This is a genomic window from Xanthomarina sp. GH4-25, assembly GCF_045363175.1.
Lineage (GTDB): Bacteria > Bacteroidota > Bacteroidia > Flavobacteriales > Flavobacteriaceae > Xanthomarina.
Genome location: NZ_JBJFLO010000005.1, coordinates 275,579 through 302,289, shown reverse-complemented (window position 1 = coordinate 302,289; position 26,711 = coordinate 275,579). Strand labels below are relative to the sequence as shown.

General features: G+C 30.9%; 26 protein-coding genes. 9 read left to right on the top strand and 17 right to left on the bottom strand.

The features are described 5' to 3' along the window. Positions 1-26: 26 nt before the first annotated feature. From ACI5KZ_RS09525 to ACI5KZ_RS09515, 3 genes are all read right to left on the bottom strand, one after another. A complete protein-coding gene (locus ACI5KZ_RS09525) occupies positions 27-1,190 on the bottom strand; it encodes a C45 family peptidase (RefSeq protein ID WP_109309022.1) in 1,164 nt (387 codons plus the stop codon). 18 nt (positions 1,191-1,208) lie between these two features. After that, positions 1,209-1,625, bottom strand: coding sequence for a hypothetical protein (locus ACI5KZ_RS09520; RefSeq protein WP_406847510.1), 417 nt, complete (start codon positions 1,623-1,625; stop codon positions 1,209-1,211). A 148-nt stretch (positions 1,626-1,773) separates the two neighbouring features. Next, on the bottom strand, positions 1,774-2,445 hold the full coding sequence (locus ACI5KZ_RS09515) for an RNA polymerase sigma factor (RefSeq protein WP_406847509.1): 672 nt from the start codon (positions 2,443-2,445) through the stop codon (positions 1,774-1,776). Between the two features lie 108 nt (positions 2,446-2,553). Between ACI5KZ_RS09515 and ACI5KZ_RS09510 the strand changes: the two genes are divergently transcribed. Continuing rightward, the gene (locus ACI5KZ_RS09510; RefSeq protein ID WP_109309019.1) at positions 2,554-2,931 is read left to right on the top strand and encodes a DoxX family membrane protein; all 378 of its coding nucleotides are present in this window, start codon (positions 2,554-2,556) and stop codon (positions 2,929-2,931) included. Positions 2,932-3,164: 233 nt separating this feature from the next. On the opposite strand, the gene ACI5KZ_RS09505 is transcribed toward ACI5KZ_RS09510, so the two are convergent. Together ACI5KZ_RS09505 and ACI5KZ_RS09500 are read right to left on the bottom strand one after the other, a co-directional pair. Next, positions 3,165-3,845, bottom strand: a complete 681-nt coding sequence (locus ACI5KZ_RS09505; protein WP_406847508.1) for an ATP-binding cassette domain-containing protein — start codon at positions 3,843-3,845, stop codon at positions 3,165-3,167. Next, positions 3,838-4,758 (bottom strand): ABC transporter permease, encoded by a 921-nt coding sequence (locus ACI5KZ_RS09500; RefSeq protein WP_109309017.1) that lies wholly within the window; start codon positions 4,756-4,758, stop codon positions 3,838-3,840. The genes ACI5KZ_RS09505 and ACI5KZ_RS09500 overlap by 8 nt, the downstream gene beginning before the upstream one ends. 156 nt (positions 4,759-4,914) lie before the next feature. On the opposite strand from ACI5KZ_RS09500, the gene ACI5KZ_RS09495 reads away from it, so the two are divergent. Then, entirely contained in the window at positions 4,915-5,736 is an 822-nt protein-coding gene (locus ACI5KZ_RS09495; protein WP_109309016.1) for a glycosyltransferase family 2 protein, read from the top strand. 7 nt (positions 5,737-5,743) lie between these two features. On the opposite strand, the gene ACI5KZ_RS09490 is transcribed toward ACI5KZ_RS09495, so the two are convergent. Beyond that, positions 5,744-6,814 (bottom strand): glycosyltransferase family 9 protein, encoded by a 1,071-nt coding sequence (locus ACI5KZ_RS09490; RefSeq protein ID WP_406847507.1) that lies wholly within the window; start codon positions 6,812-6,814, stop codon positions 5,744-5,746. A gap of 305 nt (positions 6,815-7,119) precedes the next feature. On the opposite strand from ACI5KZ_RS09490, the gene ACI5KZ_RS09485 reads away from it, so the two are divergent. Continuing rightward, positions 7,120-7,701, top strand: a complete 582-nt coding sequence (locus ACI5KZ_RS09485) for a lipopolysaccharide kinase InaA family protein (RefSeq protein ID WP_109309014.1) — start codon at positions 7,120-7,122, stop codon at positions 7,699-7,701. A 67-nt stretch (positions 7,702-7,768) separates the two neighbouring features. Here ACI5KZ_RS09485 and ACI5KZ_RS09480 read toward each other — a convergent pair whose 3' ends face one another. Further along, on the bottom strand, positions 7,769-8,584 hold the full coding sequence (locus ACI5KZ_RS09480; RefSeq protein WP_406847506.1) for a 2,3,4,5-tetrahydropyridine-2,6-dicarboxylate N-succinyltransferase: 816 nt from the start codon (positions 8,582-8,584) through the stop codon (positions 7,769-7,771). Between the two features lie 148 nt (positions 8,585-8,732). Here ACI5KZ_RS09480 and ruvX point away from each other — a divergent pair, with 148 nt between their 5' ends. The 6 genes from ruvX (at position 8,733) to mazG (ending at position 12,556) form a co-directional block, all read left to right on the top strand. Further along, positions 8,733-9,143 (top strand): Holliday junction resolvase RuvX, encoded by a 411-nt coding sequence (gene ruvX, locus ACI5KZ_RS09475; RefSeq protein WP_109309012.1) that lies wholly within the window; start codon positions 8,733-8,735, stop codon positions 9,141-9,143. Between the two features lie 157 nt (positions 9,144-9,300). After that, positions 9,301-9,894, top strand: coding sequence for a T9SS type A sorting domain-containing protein (locus ACI5KZ_RS09470; RefSeq protein ID WP_406847505.1), 594 nt, complete (start codon positions 9,301-9,303; stop codon positions 9,892-9,894). 343 nt (positions 9,895-10,237) lie between these two features. Continuing rightward, complete coding sequence (locus ACI5KZ_RS09465; protein WP_109309010.1) at positions 10,238-10,486, top strand: hypothetical protein; 249 nt, start codon at positions 10,238-10,240, stop codon at positions 10,484-10,486. Between the two features lie 109 nt (positions 10,487-10,595). Beyond that, complete coding sequence (gene def / locus ACI5KZ_RS09460; RefSeq protein ID WP_406847504.1) at positions 10,596-11,186, top strand: peptide deformylase; 591 nt, start codon at positions 10,596-10,598, stop codon at positions 11,184-11,186. A gap of 53 nt (positions 11,187-11,239) precedes the next feature. Beyond that, on the top strand, positions 11,240-11,659 hold the full coding sequence (locus tag ACI5KZ_RS09455) for a DUF5606 domain-containing protein (RefSeq protein WP_109309008.1): 420 nt from the start codon (positions 11,240-11,242) through the stop codon (positions 11,657-11,659). 114 nt (positions 11,660-11,773) lie between these two features. Then, positions 11,774-12,556: a nucleoside triphosphate pyrophosphohydrolase gene (gene mazG / locus ACI5KZ_RS09450; RefSeq protein ID WP_109309007.1), complete on the top strand. Its 783-nt coding sequence runs from the start codon at positions 11,774-11,776 to the stop codon at positions 12,554-12,556. A gap of 569 nt (positions 12,557-13,125) precedes the next feature. Here the strand turns inward: mazG and ACI5KZ_RS09445 are convergent. From ACI5KZ_RS09445 to ACI5KZ_RS09400, 10 genes are all read right to left on the bottom strand, one after another. Next, positions 13,126-15,135 carry a DUF349 domain-containing protein gene (locus ACI5KZ_RS09445; RefSeq protein ID WP_406847503.1) on the bottom strand — a complete coding sequence of 670 codons (2,010 nt, stop codon included), beginning with the start codon at positions 15,133-15,135 and terminating at the stop codon, positions 13,126-13,128. A 98-nt stretch (positions 15,136-15,233) separates the two neighbouring features. Further along, complete coding sequence (locus ACI5KZ_RS09440) at positions 15,234-15,971, bottom strand: shikimate dehydrogenase family protein (RefSeq protein ID WP_406847523.1); 738 nt, start codon at positions 15,969-15,971, stop codon at positions 15,234-15,236. Further along, on the bottom strand, positions 15,964-16,983 hold the full coding sequence (locus tag ACI5KZ_RS09435) for a DUF368 domain-containing protein (RefSeq protein ID WP_406847502.1): 1,020 nt from the start codon (positions 16,981-16,983) through the stop codon (positions 15,964-15,966). Before ACI5KZ_RS09435 ends, ACI5KZ_RS09440 begins: the two co-directional genes overlap by 8 nt. Further along, complete coding sequence (locus tag ACI5KZ_RS09430) at positions 16,983-17,993, bottom strand: DUF368 domain-containing protein (protein ID WP_109309003.1); 1,011 nt, start codon at positions 17,991-17,993, stop codon at positions 16,983-16,985. Before ACI5KZ_RS09430 ends, ACI5KZ_RS09435 begins: the two co-directional genes overlap by 1 nt. A 50-nt stretch (positions 17,994-18,043) precedes the next feature. After that, positions 18,044-19,435 carry a tetratricopeptide repeat protein gene (locus ACI5KZ_RS09425; protein ID WP_109309002.1) on the bottom strand — a complete coding sequence of 464 codons (1,392 nt, stop codon included), beginning with the start codon at positions 19,433-19,435 and terminating at the stop codon, positions 18,044-18,046. Between the two features lie 125 nt (positions 19,436-19,560). Further along, on the bottom strand, positions 19,561-20,763 hold the full coding sequence (locus ACI5KZ_RS09420; protein WP_109309001.1) for an aspartate aminotransferase family protein: 1,203 nt from the start codon (positions 20,761-20,763) through the stop codon (positions 19,561-19,563). 1 nt (position 20,764) lies between these two features. Beyond that, the gene (locus ACI5KZ_RS09415; RefSeq protein ID WP_406847501.1) at positions 20,765-22,645 is read right to left on the bottom strand and encodes an OstA-like protein; all 1,881 of its coding nucleotides are present in this window, start codon (positions 22,643-22,645) and stop codon (positions 20,765-20,767) included. A gap of 84 nt (positions 22,646-22,729) precedes the next feature. Further along, positions 22,730-24,001, bottom strand: coding sequence for an adenylosuccinate synthase (locus ACI5KZ_RS09410; protein ID WP_109309000.1), 1,272 nt, complete (start codon positions 23,999-24,001; stop codon positions 22,730-22,732). Between the two features lie 11 nt (positions 24,002-24,012). Next, positions 24,013-24,465: a Fur family transcriptional regulator gene (locus ACI5KZ_RS09405; protein ID WP_109308999.1), complete on the bottom strand. Its 453-nt coding sequence runs from the start codon at positions 24,463-24,465 to the stop codon at positions 24,013-24,015. A 26-nt stretch (positions 24,466-24,491) separates the two neighbouring features. Beyond that, the gene (locus ACI5KZ_RS09400) at positions 24,492-26,705 is read right to left on the bottom strand and encodes a RelA/SpoT family protein (RefSeq protein WP_406847500.1); all 2,214 of its coding nucleotides are present in this window, start codon (positions 26,703-26,705) and stop codon (positions 24,492-24,494) included. Positions 26,706-26,711 lie beyond the last annotated feature (6 nt).

Below are 26,711 nucleotides of genomic sequence, written 5' to 3'. Positions count from 1 at the left end.
GGCAATTAAAGCTTCAAAGGTAATTATTATTTTGAACTAAAATCTACTCTTATATAATCAGATTCATCTGGTGGTCCAGCAAGAATTTGTATATAAGGTTTTTCAGACATTGTCATGATAGTAGATGCAAAGGTAAACCCATAACCATTGTTATTATTTGTTCTACAAACAGGGTTGTTTTTATCGTCTTTAGAGCGCAAGGCATCCATTATCTGTTTGTCATTAATTACAGGGGTATTAGCTAATCTAGTTTCAACGGCACTTAACCTTTTATAACTATTTGAGTTAGTGGGTTTTTTTTTCAAATTTGGATTGTATTTTTCAAACCATGGTTTTATATCATCGTTTACTATAGGGTGATTTGTGTGATAAACTGTACCATTTTCATTTAATGGATTATATCTAACGACTTTATTTGAAGAAGCTTCAAAATCGTAAACTTCACCTTTTATGCCTAAGATATAATTTTGTCCTGAAGCGTGATTTACAGTTTGGATAAAGGATAATAAATCTTCTTTATCTGTAGTATTTATAATGCGTCTTATAACAAACGCTACAGGTAAACCTTTTGCTGAAGCATTTAATTGCATGATTGTATTAACACAAACACCAATTCCTGTTTCGTTCATGCCATTTAATGCAATTAATCCAGGATGTGTTAAAATTAATTGTTCCGGACGATTTTCTGTTTTATTTAATCGCATGAGTACTTGAAAACCATCAGTATAATTTTCAAGATCCATGTTTTGTGAGATATAACCTGGATTCCCATTTCTAGCTGGTACGCCTAAACTACTACAATGATGGTTGTACAGATTGTCTAGATAAACCCAAAACTCATCGAGTAAATTCAAAACAAACACATCATTGAAATTTTGTTCAGAACCATCTGCAATTCCTTTTACTTCTTCATATAGGTCTGGTGTCCATTTTTTAATGGCTTCATCAAAATTAGCATATTCAAAGAACTCTGCCACAACTAAATCTGCATCTTTTCCTAACGCATTAGAAGTGTTTTCTTTCCATGCACTAATGATGTCTCCAATTTCTTCTTTTAGTTTTTTGCCATGTTGTAAGCCAAGGTCATAACCACTTCCTGAAAGCGTAATTATTTGTAAATCTCTATTAGCTTGTTGACCAAAACTTCCAATAGACAAAAGTATTCCGAAGACTAATACTATTTTTTTCATTTTTATAATGTTGTATTGTTAGTTGTTTTTCTTAATGGCCAGCTTTCCACCAATATAAGCCATTGGAATATAAGCTCCAACAATATCAAGTATGGAGAACCAAGTAGGCGAAGGAAGCATCATAACACTGGTAATGCCACCAATTAAAAAAAAGGCACCAATTACTAAAGCGAATGTCATTTTTCGGGTTGCAGCAATTTTAGCTGCTATAAAGGCTCCAACAAGTGTTCCAAGAGCATGAGCTAAAAATGGAAATATAAAATGTTTGGGTTGAAACAAATGCATGGACTCTTTTAAACCTTCCATGGTAGTATTATCTACACCTTCTGGTGGTGGAATAATAGAGCCACTTATATTTATTAATCCCATATTGACAATGCCTCCAATAATGATTCCTGCAACTACTGCTAAAATGTTTTTTACTGTTGAATTCATGAAAAGTATTACGTTTAAGTGCTTTAACTTATGGGTTTTATCTTGATAAAGATATACTAAGATATGTAAATTAGTTGAAGCTATGGTTTAGCTGTAAAGATATATTTATTGGTAAACTAACTTAATACTGTTTCTTGAAGTTGTATTTTTATATACTTTTCATAACGTTTTCGGTAATTCTGTCGCATCTTCCATACCCAAATTCAAAAATGTTTTTATCGTTTGACAATTCGTATAGATTATTTTTAAGCATAGTCTTGGCTCTATGTAAGCGTATTTTTACATTCTCTAAACTTAAATCCAAAACTATGGCAATTTCTTTTAAACTCATGTCTTCAAGTTCTTTCAAAATATAGACTGTTTTATATTTTGTTTCTAAACAATCGATGGCATTTTCCAATAATTGTTTTGCTTCTTGTCTAATCATTGTTTGCTGTGGATTTAATTGTTTATCATCTGGAATTTCTAAAATACTGTTTTTATTTTCATTGCCTGTTTGCTCTTTTAAATGATTTAGTTTGCCTTTTTCCCTTATTCTAGCTAAGGATTCGTTTATGCCAATTCGAATTAGCCATGTTGAAAAAGAAGATTCTAATTTAAATTGATACAGTTTGGTAAATGCCTTGATATAGCTATTTTGCATAAGGTCTTCAATTTCAGCTTCATCTTTTAAATAGCTTCTAATAACGCGATATAATTTTTGATTATTTCTTTTAACTAAAATTTCGTAAAGCTCTTTTTCTCCTTTAAGTACACGTTTTATGACTTCTGATTCTTTTATTTTATGATTGTTGTAATCGTTGATATTTATAGCTTCCATTCTATTGTCTTTTAGTATTGGATAATAAAAGTTAAAAAAAGATACAAAATTTTGTATCCTTTTTTAAAATCCTTCATCAAAAGACTAAACAATTAAAAATATATAATTATGGATTCAAATGTAACGTTAGTTAGAAACTTATTAAAATGCACTTTTGGTTTGGTGCCAATTGTTGCGGGATTAGACAAATTTGCTAATATTTTAACCAATTGGAGTAATTATGTATCAGATGGTTTGGCAGCAATGTTACCATTTGAACCTACTACATTTATGATGATTGTTGGTGTTATTGAAATAGTGGCTGGTATTTTAGTATTTACAAAAACCAAAATTGGTGCTTATATTGTAACAGCTTGGCTAACTTGTATTGCTCTAAGTTTAATTTTTAGCTGGACGTTTGTAGATGTTGCAGTTAGGGATTTAGTTATGGCTATTGGTGCTTTTTCTTTAGCAAAACTGTCTGAAGTGACTGAAAGAAAAGAGTAAATAATTAGTTGATTTTTAGTCAAAATTTAAGTTTACTTATAAAGTGATGGTGATTCTCTATATGTGGCTGAAAGAATAGTGTTGCTTTTGCTTTCTCGTTTTGGTAATTGGAAACAAAGTATTTTGAGAATCTCTTCAAGCATTCCAATCGTATTCTTCTATAGTTGATTGATTCGTTTGCTTGAAGTTTTCTGTATTGGATTTGCATGATTATAAAAATTGAAAAAGAGTACTTACTTTAAATTAAGTTTTTCAATTCGTTTTCCAACAGTAAACGCTTTCATTTCTGTTTCAAGGTTATTAAAATCGGGTTGTTTTACTCTCCTAATTATTTCACCATGTTGCAATAAATAAATTTCATCGCAAGTATCTGCTAATGTAGAAAATATATGAGAAGAAATAATAACTGTTTTCTCTAATTTCTTAAGTTTTTTTATAATTTCAGTAATAACAATATTACTTTGTATATCTACGCCATTAAAAGGTTCGTCAAGAATAAAAACATCATTATTTTGTAATAATATAGCCGTTAAAACCAGTTTTTTTTTCATACCAGTAGAATAGGTTGAGGCATATTGATTTAATGGTAGGTCAAAAATATTTCTCTCTTCGATGTTAGAAATTTTTTGACTCCTTGCATTAATAAGAAGCTGTATGTATTCTTTTCCAGTAATTTTCGAAAAAATGAAAGGTTCTGTTTGTAAAAATCCTAAATGATCCTTTAACTCATTAAAAAGTGAGGATACTTTCCCTTGATGCTTTTCAAGTCCAGCTATACATCTAAATAAAGTTGTTTTTCCTGCACCATTTTCACCTACAATACCATAAGTTTTTCCTTTTTTAAATTCTAAATTAATGGAGTTTAGTACTTGTTTCTTACCATAATATTTAGATAAATTTTCAATGTTAATCATTTAAAATAGAGTTTAATCTTTTAAGAGATTGTGAGTAAAAAAGTGGGATAACAACTAATAGAATTGGTGGGAAAATTAAACTACCTGCAATTAATATGACTTGCGATATACTCATTTCATTAGGAAATGCTGAATATTTAGAAAAAACTATTGTAATAAGATACACAAGGCATAAAAGGAAAAATACAATTAGTATGTCTATTTCACTAAAAAAGAAAATACTTAAAGCTATTAATATTGGGGAAGTTAAAAGTGAAAAATAGATTAAGCAGGTTTTTGCCTTCTCGAATAAAAATTCTTTAGGAGTTAGGCTGAAATTCCAAACAAAATATTCGTTTTCAACTTTTGAATAATAAGACAAACAAGTAATTCCAATTAATAGCATCGAAAAGACACCAAGGTTAAAATTATCTACTGAAATTGCTATATATGCTAAAAAATATGCAATTGGAAAGATGAAGAAAGTGTTTCTAAAACCGACGACATATTCAAAAGGTTTTTTGCTGAATGGTGTTGGAATGGTGAATCTGAAATTGACAGATAAATCTATTAAAGCAATTAATATAAATAAAAGACTGAGTAGTGAAAACAAAACATATAACCCCTTATAGACTAAAAACAATGTAAATGGTATGCTGTAAATTATATTTTCAATGATTCTTAACATTAAAAATTTCTTTTTATTGAATATAGATTTTAGAAAATCATTTCTTTTAGGGTCGCTTAATTTTGAAACAAAACCTACAGCAATAAACAAGAAGATATAACTAGCAAATTCTGTTTTTTCAAATAAATAACTAGAAAGGAAAAAGAACAAAAAAGGAATTAAAGTATAACCAATTAAGAGTGGTAGACCAAATTCAATTGTTTTCCTGTTTAATATTTTAAATTGAAGTAGAAAATAGTCTTTCATTCACAGTATTATACTAAATTAGTATGCATAAATGAGTTTGTTCAAATTATGATTACCACTTCAAACTTAACAAATTCAAATTAAAAGAGTCCTATTTAAACCTTAAAATAAATACCTGAATTATGTTTATCTTTGCTGTGCAAAAACAATAAATTGATGAACGAAATATCTATTTCTGTAATAATAAGCACCTATAATTCTCCTGAATGGTTGGCAAAAGTGTTACATGGATATAACAATCAAACGTATCAAGATTTTGAAGTTGTTATTGCAGATGATGGATCCAAACAAGAAACTATCGATCTTATTGAAACATTTAAAAAGGAGGTTTTTTATCCCATTACCCATGTTTGGCATGAGGACAACGGGTTTCAAAAGTCACAAATTTTAAATAAAGCTATTGTAAAATGTCAAGCAGATTATATTTTAATGTCTGATGGCGATTGTATTCCAAGAGAAGATTTTGTTGAAGTACATTTTAGAGAACGAGAGCTAGGATATTTCTTGTCTGGAGGCTATTTTATGTTACCTATGGAAATTTCTAAAGCCATTGACAAAAAATCTATTTTAAGTGGAGATTGTTTTAATTTAAAATGGTTAAAGTCTCAAGGATTAAGACCGTCTTTTAAAAACAACAAATTAACAGCCAGAGGCTTAAAGTCTTGGTTTTTAAATACAATAACGCCAACAAATGCCAGTTGGAATGGACACAATGCTTCTGGATGGAAAAAAGACATTGTTGCTATTAATGGTTTCGACGAACGTATGCAATATGGTGGACAAGACAGAGAGTTAGGTGAACGTTTAATGAATCTAGGAATTAAAGGTAAACAAATTAGATACAGTGCTGTTTGTATCCATTTAGACCATCCAAGAGGTTATAAAAATCAGGAGTCGATTAATAAAAATCTTGCCATTCGAAAAACAACTAAAACGGAACAAAAAACCTGGACCGACTTTGGGATTGTTAAACAATAGGAATGCTTTAACTTTTTAGATGATTATCTAAAAAAGCTTTAAGCTTTGGGATAATAAGTTCTGGAGTTAATTGCTTGTACATAAAGCTAGGGTCTGCTTCAATTTTTCGTCTGTTTTCAACACTATTTTCATTGTATAATTCTGGCTTTTCTTCCAATAAATGAATGGATGCATGTTTTTTACCATCTTCAAAACTAGCCCAATGATCTTTCATGACATATGGAGAAAAAATAGTAAATGTTGGTTTGTTTAAAGCTTTAGAAATATGTACAATACCACCTTCGTTTCCAACAAGAAGTTGACATTTATTCATAAGTTCTATAAAACCACGGATGCTGTCTTCATAAATATCTATAATGATGTTGTCTTTATTTTTACAATCATTGTATATACTTAGTGCATCTTCTTTTTGATGTGGCGCATAATTAAAAAGTACATTTACTTGGTAATTATCGGTTATGAAATCAATCAATTCAACAATATAGTTATAAGGCATGGATTTTTGAGGAGTGCTCCCTAAAATACCTAGCATGATAGCAGGCTTTTTGTATGATTCTAATTTGCTGTATTGTTTTTCTTTTTCGGTTAAAACAATTTTTGGTTCGTAATCAATTTGGTTTTCGGGTAGTGTGAAAACTGAAGTCAGCATATGGATTCTGTCTTCAATAGCTTTGCCACAAATTTTTGTTTTCTCTTCTAAAAAAGGAATGTTGTGTGTGTAAAATTTTAATATTGGGTTTTTACCTCTTTTTTGAAAGCCAATTCTAATAGGCGCTTTGGAAAAATAACATATAAGTCGGCTTTGAAGTTTGGAATATGGATCGAAAATAATATCGTATTCACTCTTTCTAACAGTTTGAATAAGCTTCTTTAAATTGCCTAGTTTTTTTAATTCCTTGTCGTTTACATCAATAATTTGATCAATATCTGGATGGTTTTCAATAACACCAACAGTATAATCGTATACCAAATAATCAATCTGACTTTCTGGAAAAACTTTTTTCATGTTTTGAGCAATAACCGAAGCTATTAAAACATCTCCAATGCGTTTGTTTTGTATAACAAGTATTTTCTTCATAGTGACTCCAAGAAGGAGATATCTCTTTTATTTAAAATAAATCAACTGCAAAGTATTATATTTTCTACTTTTATTAAAATATCAATTGACATATCTTTGAGAAATTTCAAAACCTAAAAATAATTATACACTTACATTCACAATATCAACATTTAAACGTAACGCTACAAGCAATTATTGCAGATTTTGAAACTTCAGGTGAAGCTGTAACTATTGGGCAACGAAATGTTATCAAACAGTTTGAAGTCAATGGAGAGGCAATTAACGTCAAGTCGTTTAAAAAACCAAATACTTTTAATAGTTTTGTGTATAAATATATTCGAAAATCTAAAGCCAAACGTTCTTTTGAGTATGCCAATAGGCTAATTGCAAGCGATATCTTAACACCTTTCCCTATTGCTTATATTGAAAACACGAATGTATTTGGGCTTACTACAAGCTATTATATAAGTAAACATGTTAATTACGATTTCGATTTCAGGGATTTAATCCACAAGCCACTTTTTCCAAATAGGAAAATTATTTTACAGCAGTTTACAGCATTTACGTTTAAATTGCATGAAAACCATATTGATTTTTTAGATCATTCTCCGGGAAACACCTTGATTGTTGAAAAACAAGATAAACAATACGATTTTTATTTAATTGATTTAAACCGAATGCGTTTTAAAACTATGGATTTTAATAAACGCATGCATAATTTTAGAAGGTTGTGGTTGTCTAAATCCATGGTGAAAATCATGTCTGAAACCTATTCGGAATTATATCATACCTCTTACAAAGAAACTTATAGCTTAATGTTGAAACACAGCAGAGCTTTTCAAAAGAAAGTAAATTCTAAAAAGTTACGTCGTTCAGGAAGAAAGATGAAATTTAAATCTGAATAAAATAAAACCCATATTCTTCATACAGGTTTTAATTTATTATATTTTCTTGTTTGTGTACTAAGCTATCTTATACAGCTACATCATATTCACGCAAAGCATCATTAAGCGATGTTTTTTTGTTGGTACTTTCTTTACGTTTTCCAATAATTAAAGCACAAGGTACTTGAAATTCTCCAGCTTTAAATTTTTTGGTATAACTTCCTGGGATTACGACAGATCTGGCAGGAATCACTCCTTTAGTCTCTATTGGTTCATCGCCTGTAACATCAATAATTTTTGTGCTCATAGTTAAAACTACATTGGCTCCTAAAACAGCCTCTTTTTCTACACGTACGCCTTCAACTACAATACAACGAGATCCAATAAATGCACCATCTTCAATAATAACTGGAGCAGCTTGTAAAGGCTCTAAAACACCACCGATGCCAACTCCACCAGATAAATGCACGTTTTTTCCAATTTGAGCACAACTCCCAACGGTTGCCCATGTATCTACCATTGTTCCTTCATCTACAAAGGCTCCAATATTTACATAACTTGGCATCATAATAACACCCTTTGAAATGTAAGCTCCATGTCTGGCAACTGCATGAGGAACCACTCGAATACCTTTGTCTGCATAACCCGTTTTTAACGGAATTTTATCATGATACTCAAAAATACCGACTTCAAAAGTTTCCATTTTTTGAATTGGAAAATATAAGACGACCGCTTTTTTTACCCATTTGTTAACTTGCCAACCTTTACTAGTTGGCTCAGCAACTCGTAAGGTGCCTTCATCAAGTAAATCTATAACATTTCGTATACTGTCAATAGTTATTTTGTCGGTTAGTAAGCTTCGGTCATCCCAAGCATTTTCTATTATTTGCTGAAGTTGTTTCATATATTTAGAAAGTGTTTTTGCAAAGATAAGCCTATAATTGAAATCTATAAAGTCTAATCTATCAAAAGGCAGACTGTTTTATAGGATATTTAACATGAAAATAAAATGACTTGATGAATCGTTCTTAATTTAATGTTAACTTTGCCACATGGGAAGAATACTAGCTATAGATTTTGGAAAAGTAAGAACAGGTATTGCAGTTACAGATGAAATGCAAATTATCGCATCTGGACTTGAAACTGTTGCTACAAAAGAATTAATAGCGTTTTTAAAATCTTATATAGCTACAGAAAACGTAGAGTTATTTGTAGTTGGAGAACCCAAACAAATGAATAATGAACCTTCTGAGAGCGAAGCTCTCATCATTCCTTTTTTAGAAAAACTTAAAAAAGCTATTCCAACAATTCCAATAGAAAGGGTCGATGAAAGATTTACGTCTAAAATGGCTTTTCAAACTATGATTGATAGTGGCTTGTCTAAAAAGAAGCGCAAAAACAAAGCGTTGGTAGATGAAATTAGTGCAACTCTTATCCTTCAAAGTTATTTAAATTCTAAGTAATTATTTCCAAGTAAGTAACCTCAAAACGTGTATTTTATCGATAATTTTCGCATTATTCTTTAATTTATCGTTTTTAAAACACCTTTTATCTAATTGTTTTAATTTGGATTTATCCCAAACTTATATTTGTTTCATTATTAACCCAAATTTATTACTTATGAAAAATTACTACTTATTTCTATTGACTGTAATGGCTATGTTTAGCTTTAATCAGTCTTACGCACAATTTTGTCCTCCTACGGGCTTTACAAATGGAACCTCTTTGTATTTCTTTTACGATGCTGGTGGTGTGATGTGTGGAGATAGACCAAATACTATTAGTGTAGGAGCGAGCGAATTTACAATGGCTGTTTGTGAAAGTGGCTATTCAATCTACGATTTAACTTCAGGTGCACCTGTAGCGAATATCAATTATTTTATTGCTGATTTTGGTATTGGTACTTGCGAATATACTAATGGAGATCTAACAGAAGAAACACTTTCCATTAGCCAGGTAGATGATGTTGTAAAAACGACTAAAGTTTTTCCTAATCCTTTAACGTCTGGAAATAGCATTCATCTTATTTTTAATTCGCACCTAAATGGAAAGGTAAATGTATATGATGTAACAGGGAAAATAGTTCTTAGCTCTGAAATTAATAATTTAAGTAGAAAAGAAATAGATGCCTCTTCTTTAGCTAATGGTGTTTATTTACTTAAAATTGATGCAGGTTCTTCAAGTATCACTAAGAAAGTGATTATTATGAAATAACAGTATAATTAAAATATATTTAATTTATGAAACTCCTTTTTAATAAAAGGAGTTTTTTTATATCTATATTTTCCATTTTGATTAAATAAGATGATATTCTATAACTTTAAATTATAAAAAATAATCACTTTATATATAGTTTCTTGAAATAACGATTTATTGGAGGGTTAATAAACTCTATCGATAAATCACCATTTGTTAAGGTTTATAAGTAGTACGTTTATCGATGAAATGCATGTCTTCACCATATTAACGATTATACATTGGGTTTCAACAAATTTATTCTTTTAATACCGTTCGTCGAGCATATATTTGTCCTGTTATCAAAATTAAATGTGCTATTATGAAATCCTTATTAATATTATTTGCTATTGTTTTATTAACCACTTTTCAAGTAAATGCTCAATCTCAAGTTGCGGTTATTAACCCAACAATTGAAGTTGTAATACAAAATACTGTTGAAGAAGTTAAATCTAATTCTAATAAAGAAATTACTGCAAAAAAGAAAGATATCTTAAACGCTAAAATTAATTCTAAATTAAAAGGCGAAGTAGATTTATTCTTTGTAGCCGATAAAAGTAAAATGTGCTAATAATCTAATTATAAATTCAAATTTAAAACTCCTTTTTAATAAAAGGAGTTTTTTTATATATCTTAATTAAAGATTGTATTTTTGCATAGAATTTTTCAAAAAGAATAAAATGATATTACCTATTGTAGCTTATGGAGATCCTGTATTAAAGAAAAAGGGTAAAGACATAACTAAAGACTATCCAAAACTAAAGGAACTTATTGCCAATATGTACGAGACGATGGATGGTGCATTTGGTGTTGGACTTGCTGCACCTCAAATTGGATTGCCAATAAGATTGTTTATTGTAGATACTTCCCCATTTGCAGAAGATGACGTATTTACACCTGAAGAACAAACAGAATTAAAGAATTTTAAACGCACCTTTATTAATGCTCAAATAACGAATGAAGAAGGAGACGAGTGGGCTTTTAATGAAGGATGTTTAAGTATTCCAGATGTTAGAGAAGATGTGTTTAGACAACCAGTAGTTACCATGGAATATGTTGATGAAAATTTTGAGAAACAAACTGAAACATTCAAAGGTTTAATTGCTCGTGTTATTCAACATGAATACGACCATATTGAAGGTGTTTTATTTACAGATAAGCTCTCAGTATTAAAAAAACGCTTAATAAAAGGGAAATTAACAAACATTTCTAAAGGGAAAATTAGTGTCGATTATAGAATGCGCTTTCCCAACCAAAAAAAGAAACGATAATATTTGTTTTAATATAACAAACGTAGCATATTTGCGCTCCTTAAAAAGTAATTATGAGTTTAGAAAAAGTATTAGCCATTTCTGGAAAACCAGGGTTATTTAAATTAATCACCCAAACACGTGGTGGTTTTATTGCTGAATCATTGATAGATAAGAAAAGATTGTCGGTAAATATTCATCAAAATGTAAGTGTATTAAGCGAAATCGCTATTTATACATTAACTGAAGAAGTCCCTTTACGTAAAGTGCTTTCAAAAATTAAAGAGAAAGAAGACAGTAAAGAGACAGCTATTAGCCATAAAGATGGAAAAGATGCTTTAGAAGAATATTTCTTTGAAATTTTACCAGACTACGACGAAGATCGAGTGTATGCCAGCGATATTAAGAAAGTAATTCAATGGTACAACTTACTTCAAAAACACGATATGTTAGATTTTGATGCTGATGCAACAACATCAGAGGAAGAAGAATAATTTTCTTTTTTAACAATCTTAATCATAAAGAAATCTAGCTTGTAAGGCTGGATTTTTTTGTTTAACAATCTTAATCTTTTCTAATAATATAGTAATTTTATAAAAACGGCATTAATGAATTCTAGAGAAAATCAACTGAAAGCTTTCGATCGATTATTAACTATTATGGACGAGTTGCGTGAGCAATGTCCGTGGGATCGAAAACAAACTATGGAAAGCTTAAGACATTTAACCATTGAAGAAACTTACGAGTTAGGAGATGCTATTTTGGACAAGAATTTAGATGAAGTAAAAAAGGAGCTTGGAGATGTTTTATTGCATATTGTGTTTTATGCTAAAATAGGAAGTGAAACCAAACATTTTGATATAGCTGATGTCTGTAATAGTATTTGTGATAAATTGGTTGATAGACATCCTCATATTTATGGTGATGCGGTTGTAAAAAACGAAGAGGATGTAAAACGTAATTGGGAAAAATTAAAGCTCAAAGAAGGTAAAACAAGTGTGTTAGAAGGCGTACCAAAAAGTTTACCTGCTTTAGTAAAAGCCAATAGAATACAAGATAAAGTAGCAGGAGTTGGTTTTGACTGGGAGGCACCAAATCAAGTTTGGGAAAAAGTAGAGGAGGAACTGAATGAATTTAAAGAAGAAATAAAAAACGGCAATAAAGAAGCTATGGAAGCAGAATTTGGTGATGTTTTATTTTCTTTAGTTAATTATGCAAGGTTTATAAAAATCAATCCAGAAAATGCTTTAGAAAGAACCAATAAAAAATTCTCTAAACGATTTCAGTATTTAGAAGCAAAAGCTAAAACTTTAAATAAGGATTTAAAAGATATGACACTTGCTGAAATGGATGTGTTTTGGGAAGAAGCAAAGTTATCTCAAAACAAGTAATTGGAAAATCTTTGATTTTCAAATACTAAAACGTGGGAAGAAGCCAAGCTATCTCAAAACAAGTAATTGGAAAATCTTTGATTTTCAAATACTAAAACGAGGGAAGAAGCCAAGCTATCTCAAAACAAGTAATTGGAAAATCTTTGATTTTCAAATACTAAAACGAGGGAAGAAGCAAAGCTATCTCAAAACAAGTAATTGGAAAATCTTTGATTTTCAAATACTAAAACGTGGGAAGAAGCAAAGCTATCTCAAAACAAGTAATTGGAAAATATTTGATTTTCAAATACTAAAACTTGAGAAGAAGTGTAAAAACAGATTTTTTTTAAATCTTGTAATCCAAATTAGTATTCTGTACGTATATATAATAATTGAATGACATACTTATTATAAGTAGATTAATAGCATAATCAAATTCTTACCATTAAAGTGTTATTCAATAAGTAGGTTATTTTTGGTTGGGAAAAAATAACTTTTTAGTTAGTTTAGTTAGATTAAAATCCTATTTGTTAGCTTAAGCAATTGCTTAGTTCTACAAATAGGATTTTGTTTTAAATGGGTTTTATTTCTTAATATAACTCTTTAATCTTATTGAGTTTGGTTTTCCAAAGATCAAGGGTGTCTTTATGTCTTTGAATATTATCAATAACTTCTTTTACAAGTGGATTACTTTCATCTACATTGGTGAAAAACTGTAAGTTGTTTTCTAACTGATTAATTTCACTTTTCACTTCCTTAATTTTTTTATTTATAAAGGTACGTTCGTTATCTAAGTGTCTAGAATCTTCAGCGTTATTTAATACTTCAAGTTTATTGTCAAACTTTATGAGTTCAGCTTCTGTTTTATTTAATTTTAAACTTTTAAAATAACTATCTAGAGTTTTATTTAACTTTCCTTCAATATACCTTTTGTCATTAGGGACATTTCCTAAAGCTTTCCATTTTTCAATGTAGCTTTTAACCGTTTCTAAGTCAGCGTCTTTTTTCCCTGAAAGTTCTATAGCCTTAATTTCTTCGAGTAACTTTACCTTGTCGTTATAAGCTTCTATCTCTTCTTTGTTTGCTTCGTTTTTTGATTCATGTAATTTATCGAAATAATGGTTACAAGCCGTTTTAAACTGATTCCAAATTTTATCACTATTTTTTCTAGGAACATGACCAATTTTCTTCCAATCACTTTGAATTTTTTTCATTAAGGCTGTAGTAACCTCAAAATCTTCACTGTCTTTATTGTCTTCAGCAATTTTGATTAAATCTAATTTTTTCTGAAGGTTTTCGTATTGATCTTTTTTTAAATCTTTATAAAAAGCATTTTTCTTTCGGTTAAAATTTCTAACAGCTGTTTTAAATGAAGACCAAGTGGCTTCATTTACCTTGATAGGTACTTTTCCTGCACTAAAAAAATCATTTCGTAAAGCTTCAAGAGATTTAATTTTCTTTTGCCAATCGCTATGAGATTTTGCGCCACCATCGTTTAATTTTTTTATTTTTTCAATAATTTCCTGTTTGGTCTCGAGATTTTTCTCGTAAACTTTATCTAAATCGTTAAAATAAGACTGACGCTTATCGTGAATGGTTTTGGTGGCCGCTTTAAAACGTTTCCATATTTCTTCACGATATACCTTGTCTACTGGCCCAAGTTCCTCCTTCCACATTTTATGTAAAACTTGTAATTCTCTAAAAGAACGATTTAAGTCATCGTCTTGTGCTAGTTCTTCAGCACGATCTATAATCTTTAATTTTTGCTCTAAGTTGTGTTTAAAGTCTAGGTCTCTTAAATCGCGATTTAGGTGAAGAAAATCGTAAAAAATTTCAACATGATGGTGGTAACTATTCCATGCATTATTATATTTATCTCTAGGAATTGGTCCAGCATGCCTCCACCTTTCTTGTAAGTCTTTAAAATGCTTGTAAGTCGTATTGATGTTTTCTTCAATATTAATTAAGCCTTTAATTTCTTCAATAATTTCTAATCTTTCGGCTAAATTATCTTTTAGGTTATTTTCAATACTTTTATAATGTGATGTAATTTTTGATCTGTATTCTTTAATAGTGTCTTTAACTCTTTTTTGTAGTGGACTAGAGTAGTAGAAGTCGATTTCATTACCTCCATCATTTAAAAACTCTTCCTTTTTTTCGTCTAAAAGTGTACTGAATTTAGACTTAAATTCACTTCTTATTTCTTCTACATGCGCTTTTATGGCTTGCGCTTTTTCTTTACTTACCAAGTTTTCTAATTCGTCAGCAAGATCTTCCATCGACATTTTTTCATAGTCTTTTTTAACTATAACGTGTCTGTCTTTGCTACCTTCGTCTTCAGCGTCTTCTGCATTAGATTCTTCAATTTCTGAAATAGCTTCATCATCATTTTCTTGATTATTAGTTTCTTCGGTTTTTGTTTCCGTCTTAAGGTCTGTTTTAGGGTCATCAATTTCTGAAATAGCCTTTTCCGAATTCTCTATACTATCGGTTTTTTCGGGCTTTACTTCAATAGCCTTATTTTCTTTTTCAACAGGTTCTTTTGAAACTATAAATTCTTCTTTTCCGTCTGCTTTTTGCAGGTTATCTTGCTCTGACATTTTAATAAAATGTTATGGTTCGTAAATATACTCTAGCGTTAAAGATAACAACAACTGTAATATTAACAAAGGCTTAGATTGATTTTATACGTATAGAACTAAGAATTCCATATTTGCCATGCCTTGTCTGCTTGTAGTTTTAGCATGTTTAAACCATTGATAGTTATTGCATTATTTGCTCTGCCTAAAGCTAAAAATTTAGTTTCTAGAGGGTTGTAGATTAGGTCGAACAGAATATGTTTATGGTTTATGGCTTGGTAAGGAATTTCTGGACAAACATCAATATTTGGATAAGTCCCCAATGGTGTGCAATTAATAATTATTTGATTGTTTTTTATCTGCTTATCAGTTAAAGAAGTATATGTAAGTGTGGTCTTATTTGATGGATTTCTAGAAACAAAAGTACTTGAGATATTCATTTTATTTAACGCATAAGCTATGGCTTTACTTGCGCCACCAGTTCCAAGAATTAAAGCATTTTTATGATGTGGTTTTAAAAAAGGTTTTAATGATTTTTTAAATCCATAATAATCTGTATTAAACCCTTTTAGTTTTCCATTTTTTAAGATTTTAATGGTGTTAACAGCGCCAATTTTTTTTGCTTTTTTATCTACGGCATTTAAATATGGTATAATTAATTTTTTATATGGAATGGTTACGTTCAGGCCTTTTAAATCTGGATTGTCTTTTAAAATTTTTGAAAATTCTAAAATATCTTGAATGTCAAAATTTTCGTAAGTTGTATTTAAAACACCTTCTTCTTTAAATTTATTTCTAAAATAATTTTCAGAGAACGAATAAGAAATGTTTTTACCAATTAGTCCAAATTTATCCATGTGTTTTTCGAGTTTTCTTGCCATATATTTCAAGAGCCAAAACAATCATAATTCCTAGAATGATGTAGCCAATAGCAAGATATGTTTCGTTATTGAGTTCGGGTAAATATCGAGTGTAGTTTTCAATAACTTTGCTACCCGAAGAGTCTAATTTATAAGCACCTTCCATATGGGTTTTATAAATGGTTTTTTTCCATGGCCAAACAACACCAAGAGAACCTATAATAAAACCAATAATAGTAGAAATAGTAATGCTTTTATAATGTTTTAAAATGTAATTTAATATGTGAGAAAAAGTAACTAACCCAACAACAGATCCTATGGTGAAAACAGCGAGAACTTTTAACATTCTAAGACGCTCTATATTATTTATAAAACTAAAATCTCCAGTAATTAATTCTGCAAACGTGTCGTATAAAGCATTTACAGAGTCGACTAACAACAACACATAATTGCCTAACAATATTAGTATAAACGAGCCAGAAAAACCTGGAAGTGTCATACCCGAGACACTAATAACACCACAAAAGAAAACAAATATCAGATTGTCGTTTTCGGTTGCAGGATCTAAGAAACTAATTCCAACTCCAAAAACAATTCCAATAATTAAAGCTAGATACGTTTTGTAATTCCAATCTTTAAAGTCTTTACTGATGTAATAAATAGAACCAATTATCATTCCAAAGAAAACGCTCCAAACATACAATTCATAATGTCTAATAAGATAATCTAGAATTTTTGAAACGCTAAAATAGCTTACAATCATTCCTAAGAAAAGCAGACTTAAAAACCGACCATTTATATATTGAAAAAAACTTTTAAACCGGCCATTTATAAGAAGTTTAAATGCTTTAGCGTTTACTTTTTGCAACGAATATATAAACTCTTCATAAAAACCAGCGACGAAAGCAACAACACCACCTGAAATACCTGGGACTTTATTTGCAGCTCCCATTCCTAATCCTTTTAAAACTAGAAATAATTTATCAGTAAAGGTTCTCGTGCTTTGCATTATTGATTTTTGTTCCCTATTTTTTCAAGAATAAAAATAGTTAAAAAACCTGCAATAATGAGTGCTATTGCTATATTTAATTGGGAATCAACTTGATTATTGATCGATGAATACACAAAAGGGGACACACTTTCTTCGGTAATAACTTTAATAGAATCGAAATTATGTAACTGTTGTTGATAAACAGAAAGCGTACCTAATTCTGAGATACTCGAAAATGGTAAAGTTTCACCAGTTGTTTCATTTAAAATGGTTAGTGTTTTTTTCCATGGCCATATTTTGTTTAATGACCCAATAATAAAACCAGTTAATACAGCAAGGGTTGTATTGTGATAGTTTTTAAACAACCATTTTAAAACACGGCTAAAACTTAATAAACCTACAATAGCACCAATACCAAAAATGGTAATGCGTTTAAAATCCCAATCGTAAATTGCATCACTTAATGTTTTATATGCTCCAAGGATAACTAAAATAAACGACCCAGAAATGCCTGGTAAAATCATAGCGCAAATAGCAATAGCTCCAGCAATAAATAAAAATAGCGGATTACTATTGTTAGCCATGGAAGGTAGTGTTGTAATATAATAGGCTATAAAAGTTCCAATTATTAAAGCGAGAATGGAAACCAGATTCCATTTGTTAATTTGTTTACCAACAAAGAAGATACTTGCAATAATTAACCCAAAAAAGAAGGACCATATTAATATAGGATGTTGTTCGATTAAGTATTTAGCAAGTCTCATAAACGTAACGAAACTTGTTAATATTCCTATTAAAAGTGCTAGAAGAAAACTGCCGTTTAATTGTTTCCAGAAAGCTGGAAAACCATCTTTGCGAAGGGTCTTTAAAAGCGAAAAATTAACATTGCTTATTGTAAAAATTAATTCTTCGTAGATGCCAGAAATTAAGGCTATAGTTCCACCAGAAACTCCAGGAACAGCATCTGCTGCTCCCATAGCAATTCCTTTTAAGGTAATAGTGAAATAATGTTTAAAACGTCTCTGCATGCTTCGCTTTTTTATAGAAAACCAAAGGTATATAAATTATGTTAGACGTTTTACTTTTGATTCGATTTTAGCAAGCTCTTGATTTTTCTTTTTTTGTAAACTTTAGGAAATAGCTCTTCAATAATAAAAACGTATTCTGTATTAAAACATAAACCGTTTTTTAAATGATATTCGCCTTTCTCAGTTTCATTTAGAGTGAAATATAATCCAGCCAATCTATATTCTATTTCAGCGTTTTCTGGATAGAATTCTGAAGCTTGAATAAAATTATATACGGCAGCTTCTGGTTCGCCTAGCTTTAATAAAATGTCACCTCTAATAAGCCATGTAGCTAGTTCGTAATTGCCAAGTTCAAGAGTCTTTTTATACCCTCGTTCAGCTTCTTCTAAAAAGTTTAAACGCTGATTTAATTGGGCATATAGTTTCCAATAAACCACATTCTCTGAATCAATATTTATAGCTTTGTTTATATAGTAAAGCGATTTTTTATAGTTTCTTTTTTTGTTATAAAACTTGGTAATTGCAATCCAACCTTTATCCAATAAAGGGTCTTCTTTAACCGTTTTAGAATAATATTGAATGGCCAAATCGTCTTGATTTAATTTTTCATAACATTGACCAATTCTTAATAATGCAAAAGAAGTTGCATCATCTAATTTTAGGGTTAATGTATAGGCTTCTAATGCATCCTCATAGCGTTTCAACTTTTCTAAAACCTTACCTTTTTCTAAATATGCTCCAATAAATGAATCTTCAGAAATAATGGCAAAATCAAAAGCTGCTAGTGCTTTTTCATATTCTTTTAGTGAATAATATTGCTTTCCTAATTGATGCCATGCCACTTCACAATACGGATTTGTATCTAAAAAGGTATTTAAATAATCTATAGCTTCTGTATGTTGCTCAAGAAATTCAAAACAATAAATCATATTATATAAGGCTGAAAAATCTTCAGGATTTTCTTCCATACATTTCATGAAATAATATTTGGCTTCTTCAAATTTATCAAGAAACAAATATTCCATTCCTAACAAAGAATAGATGTCCTGTGTGTCTTCAGTTAATTCTAAAGCCTTTTTTAAAACATGAATGGCTTTCTTATGCTTGTCTTTTTTTGAAAAAATATTAGCTTTTTGAATGTAAACTTCCTCATTCATTGGTTCCAATTCATGAAGTTCATTTAACATAGTATCTGCTTCATCTAACTTGTCTTCAAACACAAAAATTTCAATTTTAAAAAGCTTTAAATTTGTTGAAGTTGGATGTTGTTGTAATCCTAATTTAATCGCTTTTTTAGCTAATGAAACTTTACCTTGAGTTAAGTAATGATGAATGATATTTTCAAATTCTTCAGAATCGAAAAACAACACATGGTTAGTTTTTAGCATCGATTCAAATTTCGTAAGAGGTAAATTGTTGTTGTCGTTGGGACTAAACTCCATAAGCACATTTGTATGGTTTACATGATTAAATGTAACGTACTAATTGATTTTTATGAGAAAATTGCTTAAATGTTTTTAACAAAGTAATCAACATATTAACGAAACTGCTTTTTTGTTACTGATAATCAGTGGTTTGATTGAGAGTGATTATCTTGTATTTTGTCTAAAACACTTAAGATAATTTGGCAACCTTTAATAATTTCTTCGTTTGATATGGTTAATGGGGGTGTTATTCTAATAGCTTTAGGCTCAAAAAGCAGCCAAAAAAGTATAAGACCTTCTTCCTGACATCCTAAAATGAGCTGATTTGTAATTTCTGCCGAAGGCGTTATGGCAGCTAGCATTAATCCTTTACCTCTTATTTGTAAAATAAGTGGATGTACCAAATGTTCTCTAATTAGCTGTTCCTTTACAAGGGTTCTAGCCATTAAGTCACTTTTAGTAACTTCTTTTAAAGTTGCTAGAGCAGCTGCAGCAATTACTGGATGGCCACCAAAGGTTGTAATGTGTCCTAATTTTGGGTTGTCTTTTAGTAAATCCATCAATTTACTCGAAGCAGTAAAGGCGCCAATTGGCATACCTCCACCTAATCCTTTTCCAGTAACTAAAATGTCTGGTACACAATTATAATGTTCAAACCCAAAAAGTTTTCCTGTTCGTCCAATCCCAGGCTGAATCTCATCTAAAATTAAAAGTGCTCCAACTTTATCGCAACGTTTTCTTACTTTCTCTAAATAATGATTTTTAGGCTCTATAAAACCTGCGCCACCTTGAATGGTTTCTAAAATAACGCATGCCGTTTTTTTGGTGATGTTAATTAATTCGTCTTCGTTATTAAATGTTATAAAGTCAACATTAGGAATTAATGGTCTAAATGCTCTTTTACGTTCTTCAAACCCCATAACACTCATTGCTCCCATGGTGTTCCCATGGTAGGCATTTTTTGCAGAAATAATCTGGCTTCTTCCAGTAGCCCTTTTTGCTAATTTTAAAGCACCTTCAATCGCTTCAGTGCCTGAATTTGTTAAATATGTTTTCTCTAATGAGTTTGGAAGATTTTTAGCTAATAATTTTGCTAATTCTACAGCTGGTTCTTGAATGTATTCGCCATAAACCATGACATGCATGTATTGGTCTAATTGATTTTTAATAGCGGTAACAACTTTTGGATGACTATGTCCAAGAGTACAAGCAGAAACACCAGCAACAAAATCTAAGTACGCTTTGTTGTCTTCATCATAAATGTAAGAACCTTTAGCATGAGATACTTTCATTGCTAAAGGGTGTGGAGAAGTTTGTGCTTGATATTTTAAGAAATCTATAGCCATATTAATTGCTATTATCTTTAATTACAGGTTTCAGGTTTTCTTTTTTTAGCTTCGAGCTATCCATAAGTTTTTGTGGTACATGTCTGGAAACTTTTGAGCGTTTTTTCTTGTTTTTATTCTGTGTTTTTTTCTTGTTTTTGTTGGGTTTAGACTTTTCAGATTTTTCGGCTTTTTCAATACGATCAATCATGGCCTCATCGAAAAATTCTTCTTGTGGCACATAATCTTCCAATCCTTTAATTATGGGTAAATTTAAAGGTGGATCGTCGCTAAATAAATCTTCCACACTTTTTGGACGCTCGTCATCCCTCCAATCAAATCCTCTTAGCTTTCTGGCGTTTTTTGGGAATTCGGATTCAGGATAGGTTTTAGCATCAATTTGATTATATCTGTTAAATTTCTCAATCTCTCCTTCTGTAAAAAAGATGGAAAGACTTCCTGATTTAGCTTTGTCTATACCGAAAAGTTCTTGTTTGTCATTTCGAACAAAAAAGATAGATTCAGCATTTTTAATTACATCAACCTGTCTTAAATTGTTTTTATCATCAAATAATCCTATTAAGCTTTTACCAGAAATTTGGTTATAATTATCTTCACTAATGGTGTCTTTACTAATTAAAAAAGCATCATAAAAAACAATTAAAGAATCTAATTTTTCTGTTTTAGGATTCGATTTAATATGAATGGTATCTCCTGTAATCTGATTTTCTAAATTCCAAAGAATCGGTCTTCTTTTCACAGCAAAAGCATCACTTGTAGATAACCTTGAAAGATTGATGAGTTGTGTTAAACCTGTTTGATGATTGATATGAATAGAATCTGCCTTACCACTCATATCCGATTTGTACATCTTGGTATTTCTGAAAGCTCTTGTAATTCGTTTATCAGGTTTTCCAGTAACCATTAATGTATCAGCATGAATATAGATAGAATCTTTTTGTTGAACAGAAATCGCTAAGGCTCTTTTGGTAATAAAAACAGAGTCTTTGTCTTTGTATACTTCAGCATAATGTCCTTTAATGATGCTTTTATTAATGGTGTCTGTAACGGTTATATGGTTGGTTGCAGATGCGAAACTTCTGGTGTTATCAAAATACATACTGTCTCCTTCAAAAACCCGATTATCATATTCAATCTTGGTTTTTTTAACACCATAACCTGTTTTGTTTTCTGTATCGTAAAAGCCTTTTTCGCAATAAGTTTTACTGTCTTCTGTAACTATAGTAGAAGGGCCATATAAATAGGCGTAGCCACTTTCGGAATAAAAATCTAAATGTTTGGTGTTAATCTTATAATCTGGATGTGTTAGAACCACATCAGTAACAAATTGATACTTTTTAGTATCCATGTAATACCTTCCAATCTTACTAGTAATTGTTCCAGAAGAATCTCGAACTACTTGTCCACCAGTTTTGTAATATGATTGTTGCTTGACACGGTCAAAATATAAGGTGTCTGTTGTTAAGGTTGAATTAGGCTCAGTAAGTACAACATCTCCACTAGCAAAAGCTAGCTTGGTCTTGCCACTATATTCTAAGTATTTGGCAGTCATGTTAATGGTGTCTCCTTGAATCATTCTCACATTGCCGTAGGCTTCAATAAAATCTTCGTTGCTATAAAGTAGCGCTTGATCGCAGTACATATTAACACCTTCGTGGAGGACGTGAATTTGTTGCGAATCGTCTCGAGTCATCACTTTCAAGCCTGGCGCATCTTCTTCTTTAAACTCAAGAAATCCAGAATACTTAATTTCTATGCGTTTTTGTTCTTGGGCAAAAGAAAGCCCGAAGAATAAAAGACAAAATAAAACGCTAAGTAAGTTCTGATTTGGTTGATGCAACATCTTAAATTTTGTCCAAAAATAATGATTAATATCTTCCATTGGGTTGTATTAAGATATTTTTAATAGAAAAGACCTTTCAGGTTATATACTTGAAAGGTCAGATACTTTATTTAAATAAATTGTTTACCTAAAAATAGTCTGCTTTCTATCTGGGCCAACAGAAACCACGTAGATTGGAATTTCGAGTTCTTTTTCTAAGAAATCGATATAATCATTCAATTCTTTAGGGAATTGCGAAGCTTCAGTCATTTTAGTTAAATCTTCTTTCCAACCTTTAAAGTCTGTATAAATTGGTTTTAGGTTTTCTGGTTCAATATTATAAGGTAAATGTGTAATCGTTTCGCCTTTATAGTTATAGGCTGTACAAACTTTTAAGGCTTTAAAACCAGAAAGCACATCGCCTTTCATCATCATTAATTTGGTAACACCATTAACCTGACATGCGTATTTTAAAGCAATCAAATCTAACCAGCCACAACGTCTACCACGTCCAGTAACTGCTCCAAATTCATTTCCTATTTTAGCCATTTTGGCTCCAACCTCATCAAATAATTCAGTTGGGAATGGGCCAGAGCCAACACGAGTGGTGTAAGCCTTAAAAATACCATAAACATCACCAATTTGGTTTGGAGCTACACCTAAACCAGTACAAGCTCCTGCTGCTGTTGTATTACTTGAAGTAACAAACGGGTAGGTTCCAAAATCAATATCTAATAAAGAGCCTTGAGCACCTTCAGCTAAAATAGTTTTTCCAGATTTTTGAGCTTGATATAAGTATTCTTCAGAATCAATAAATTGTAGAGATTTTAAAACTTTGACTGCTTCAAAAAATTCTACTTCCATCTCTTCTAAATCGTATTGAACATCTACATTATAGAATTTTATCATGGCTTCATGTTTATCTGCTAAAGCACGATATTTTTCTTTCCAATCAGATAATTCTAAGTCACCAACACGAATACCGTTTCTTCCCGTTTTATCCATATAAGTTGGCCCAATTCCTTTAAGAGTGGAACCAATTTTAGCTTTTCCTTTAGAAGCTTCACTTGCTGCATCCAACAGTCTATGTGTTGGAAGAATGACATGTGCTTTTCTAGAAATAATCAATGTTTTTTTATAATCAATATCAAACTGATCTAATCCTTCTAATTCTTTGGCAAAAACTACAGGGTCAATCACCACACCGTTACCAATAACATTCATGGAATCTTTGTGAAAAATTCCAGAAGGTATGGTTCTTAAAACATGTTTTATGCCATCAAATTCTAAGGTGTGTCCAGCATTGGGTCCACCTTGAAAACGCGCAATAATATTGTAGTTGGAGGTAAGAACATCAACAATTTTTCCTTTGCCTTCGTCTCCCCATTGTAATCCTAGTAGTAAATCTACTGCCATTGTAAAATAAATTATTTAGTTGTTTTTCTGTTGCCGTAAAAGTAGAGTGAATGGTTTTTAATTTCAATATCAAAAACCTCTTCAATTGTTTGTTTAATACTTTGTATTCTAGGATCGCAAAATTCGATAACTTCGCCTGTATCTGTTAAAATAACATGATCGTGCTGCTTGTCGAAATACGATTTTTCGTAATGTGCTTGATTTTGTCCAAACTGGTGTTTTCTAACCAAGCCACATTCTAATAATAATTCTATGGTGTTGTAAAGAGTAGCACGAGATACGCGATACTTTTTGTTTTTCATATTAAGGTATAAAGACTCGATATCGAAATGTTCTTCGCTATTGTAAATCTCTTGTAAAATGGCATAACGCTCTGGTGTTTTACGATGACTTTTTTGTTCTAAAAAAGCTGTAAAAACGTTTTTTACAATCTCCTGGTTTTTTGTATCTGTTTTTAAACTCATAATCCGTTGCAAATTTACATTAATTTTTAAACTCTAGATACTTTATCGATACCATTAATTTTTTTTAGGTTGTCCATAAGCTTTTTAAGTAAGGTATTGTTTTTAACAACCACATTTATTTTACCTGAAAAAATGCCATCGTCACTTTGAAAACTGATGCTTTTCATGTTGACATGCATGTTGGATGAAATGACCTTAGTGATATTATTTACCAATCCTAAATTATCTATTCCTGAAAGAATAATTTGAGCTGCAAATTCTTGTTGCGAAGAATCTATCCATTTGGCAATCATAATTCGGTATGCATAGTTAGATTGCAAACTAACAGCGTTTGGACAATTTTTTTTATGCACTTTTAAACCATCATTAATAGTTAAGAAGCCAAATACAGGATCTCCAGGAATGGGATTACAGCAATTAGCAAATTTGTAATCTAGTTTTTCTTCTTCTTTTCCAAAGACTAATAAGTCGTATTTAGAGGTTATTTCATCTCTATCAAGTTCTTCTTTTGTAAGGGTAGGCTTTCTAGAGATTTTATTTTTAATATAACTCATAAAAGCATTGCTTCTAGATGAAGCAAACTCTTTAAGCATGGTATTGTCTATGGTCCCAACGCCTATTCTATAAAACAAATCTAAGCTTGTTTTTAGTTTGAAATGACTAACTAATTCGTTTATTGATTTTTCATCTAAAACAATTTTTAATTGTTTTAATTTCCGTCTTAGAATTTCCTTTCCATCTTCTGCAATAATTTTTTTATCTTCTTTTAAAGCAGATTTTATTTTACTTCTTGCCTTTGCCGTTGTGGCATAATCCAGCCAGTTAGCGTTTGGTTTAGCGGCATCTGCAGTTAAAATATCTACTCGATCACCACTTTTAAGTTCGTGACTTAAAGGGACTAATTTTCCGTTTACTTTTGCCCCTCGAGTTTTCATGCCAACTTCAGTATGAATACTAAATGCAAAATCTAATGGTGAAGCTCCTTTTGGTAATGATTTAAGTTCTCCTTTGGGTGTGAAAACAAAGATCTCTTTAGAATAGAGGTTGAGTTTAAACTGCTCCACAAAATCTACAGCATTGGTTTCATGATTTTCAAGAGCTTCCTGGAGTTTAGCAATCCAACTGTCCAAACTGTCATCTGTTTCGCTTCCTTCTTTGTATTTATAATGAGCAGCAAAGCCTTTTTCGGCAATTTCGTTCATGCGTTCACTTCTAATCTGTACTTCTACCCAACGCCCTTTTGGGCCAACTACTGTAATGTGTAGAGCCTCGTAACCTGTAGATTTTGGCGATGAAATCCAATCTCGAAGTCTGGTAGGATTTGGTCTAAAGTGATCGGTTACAATAGAGTATATTTTCCAGGCTAGAAATTTTTCATTTTCTGGTTCACATCTGTAAATAATTCTAACAGCAAACTTGTCGTAAACTTCATCGAAAGTAACACCTTGATTCTGCATTTTTCTTTTTATAGAAAAAATGGATTTTGGTCTTCCTTTTATTTCATAGTCTAATTGTTCTTTGTCTAAAGTTGTTTTTATTACATTATTAAATTCGTTAATATAAGCATCTTGTTCTTCCTTACTTTCTTTTATTTTTGTTAGAATGTCTTTGTAAACTTCTGGTTCTGTATATTTTAAGCCTAAATCTTCTAATTCTGTTTTAATGTTGTAAAGCCCAATTTTATGAGCTAAAGGCGCATAGATATAAAGGGTTTCTGAAGCAATTTTTACTTGCTTATCAGACCTCATGGAATCCATAGTCTGCATGTTGTGAAGCCTATCTGCTATTTTGATTATAATAACCCGAACATCATCATTTAGGGTTAAAAGCATGCGTCTAAAGTTTTCAGCTTGAAGAGAGGCATCCATTTCTGTATCTAAAGAAGAAATTTTTGTTAAACCGTCTACAATTTTTGCAACAGTTTCCCCAAATAATTGTTCGATATCTGCAATGGAATAATCTTCGTTGTCCTCAACTACATCATGAAGCAGTGCAGCAGCAATAGACGTTGCGTCCATTCCAATTTCTTGCGCTACAATTTTAGCCACTGCAATGGGATGGAAAATATAAGCTTCACCAGATTTTCTTCGTTGTTCTTTATGTGCATCTACGGCAACATCAAAAGCTTTTCTAATAAGTTTTTTATCGTCATCTGTAAGCGTTCTGTAACTTACACGAAGCAATTCTTTATAAGCTTGTGTAATAGCAGCATTTTCCTGTTCTAGCTCTAGTTCTGTCATAAACTT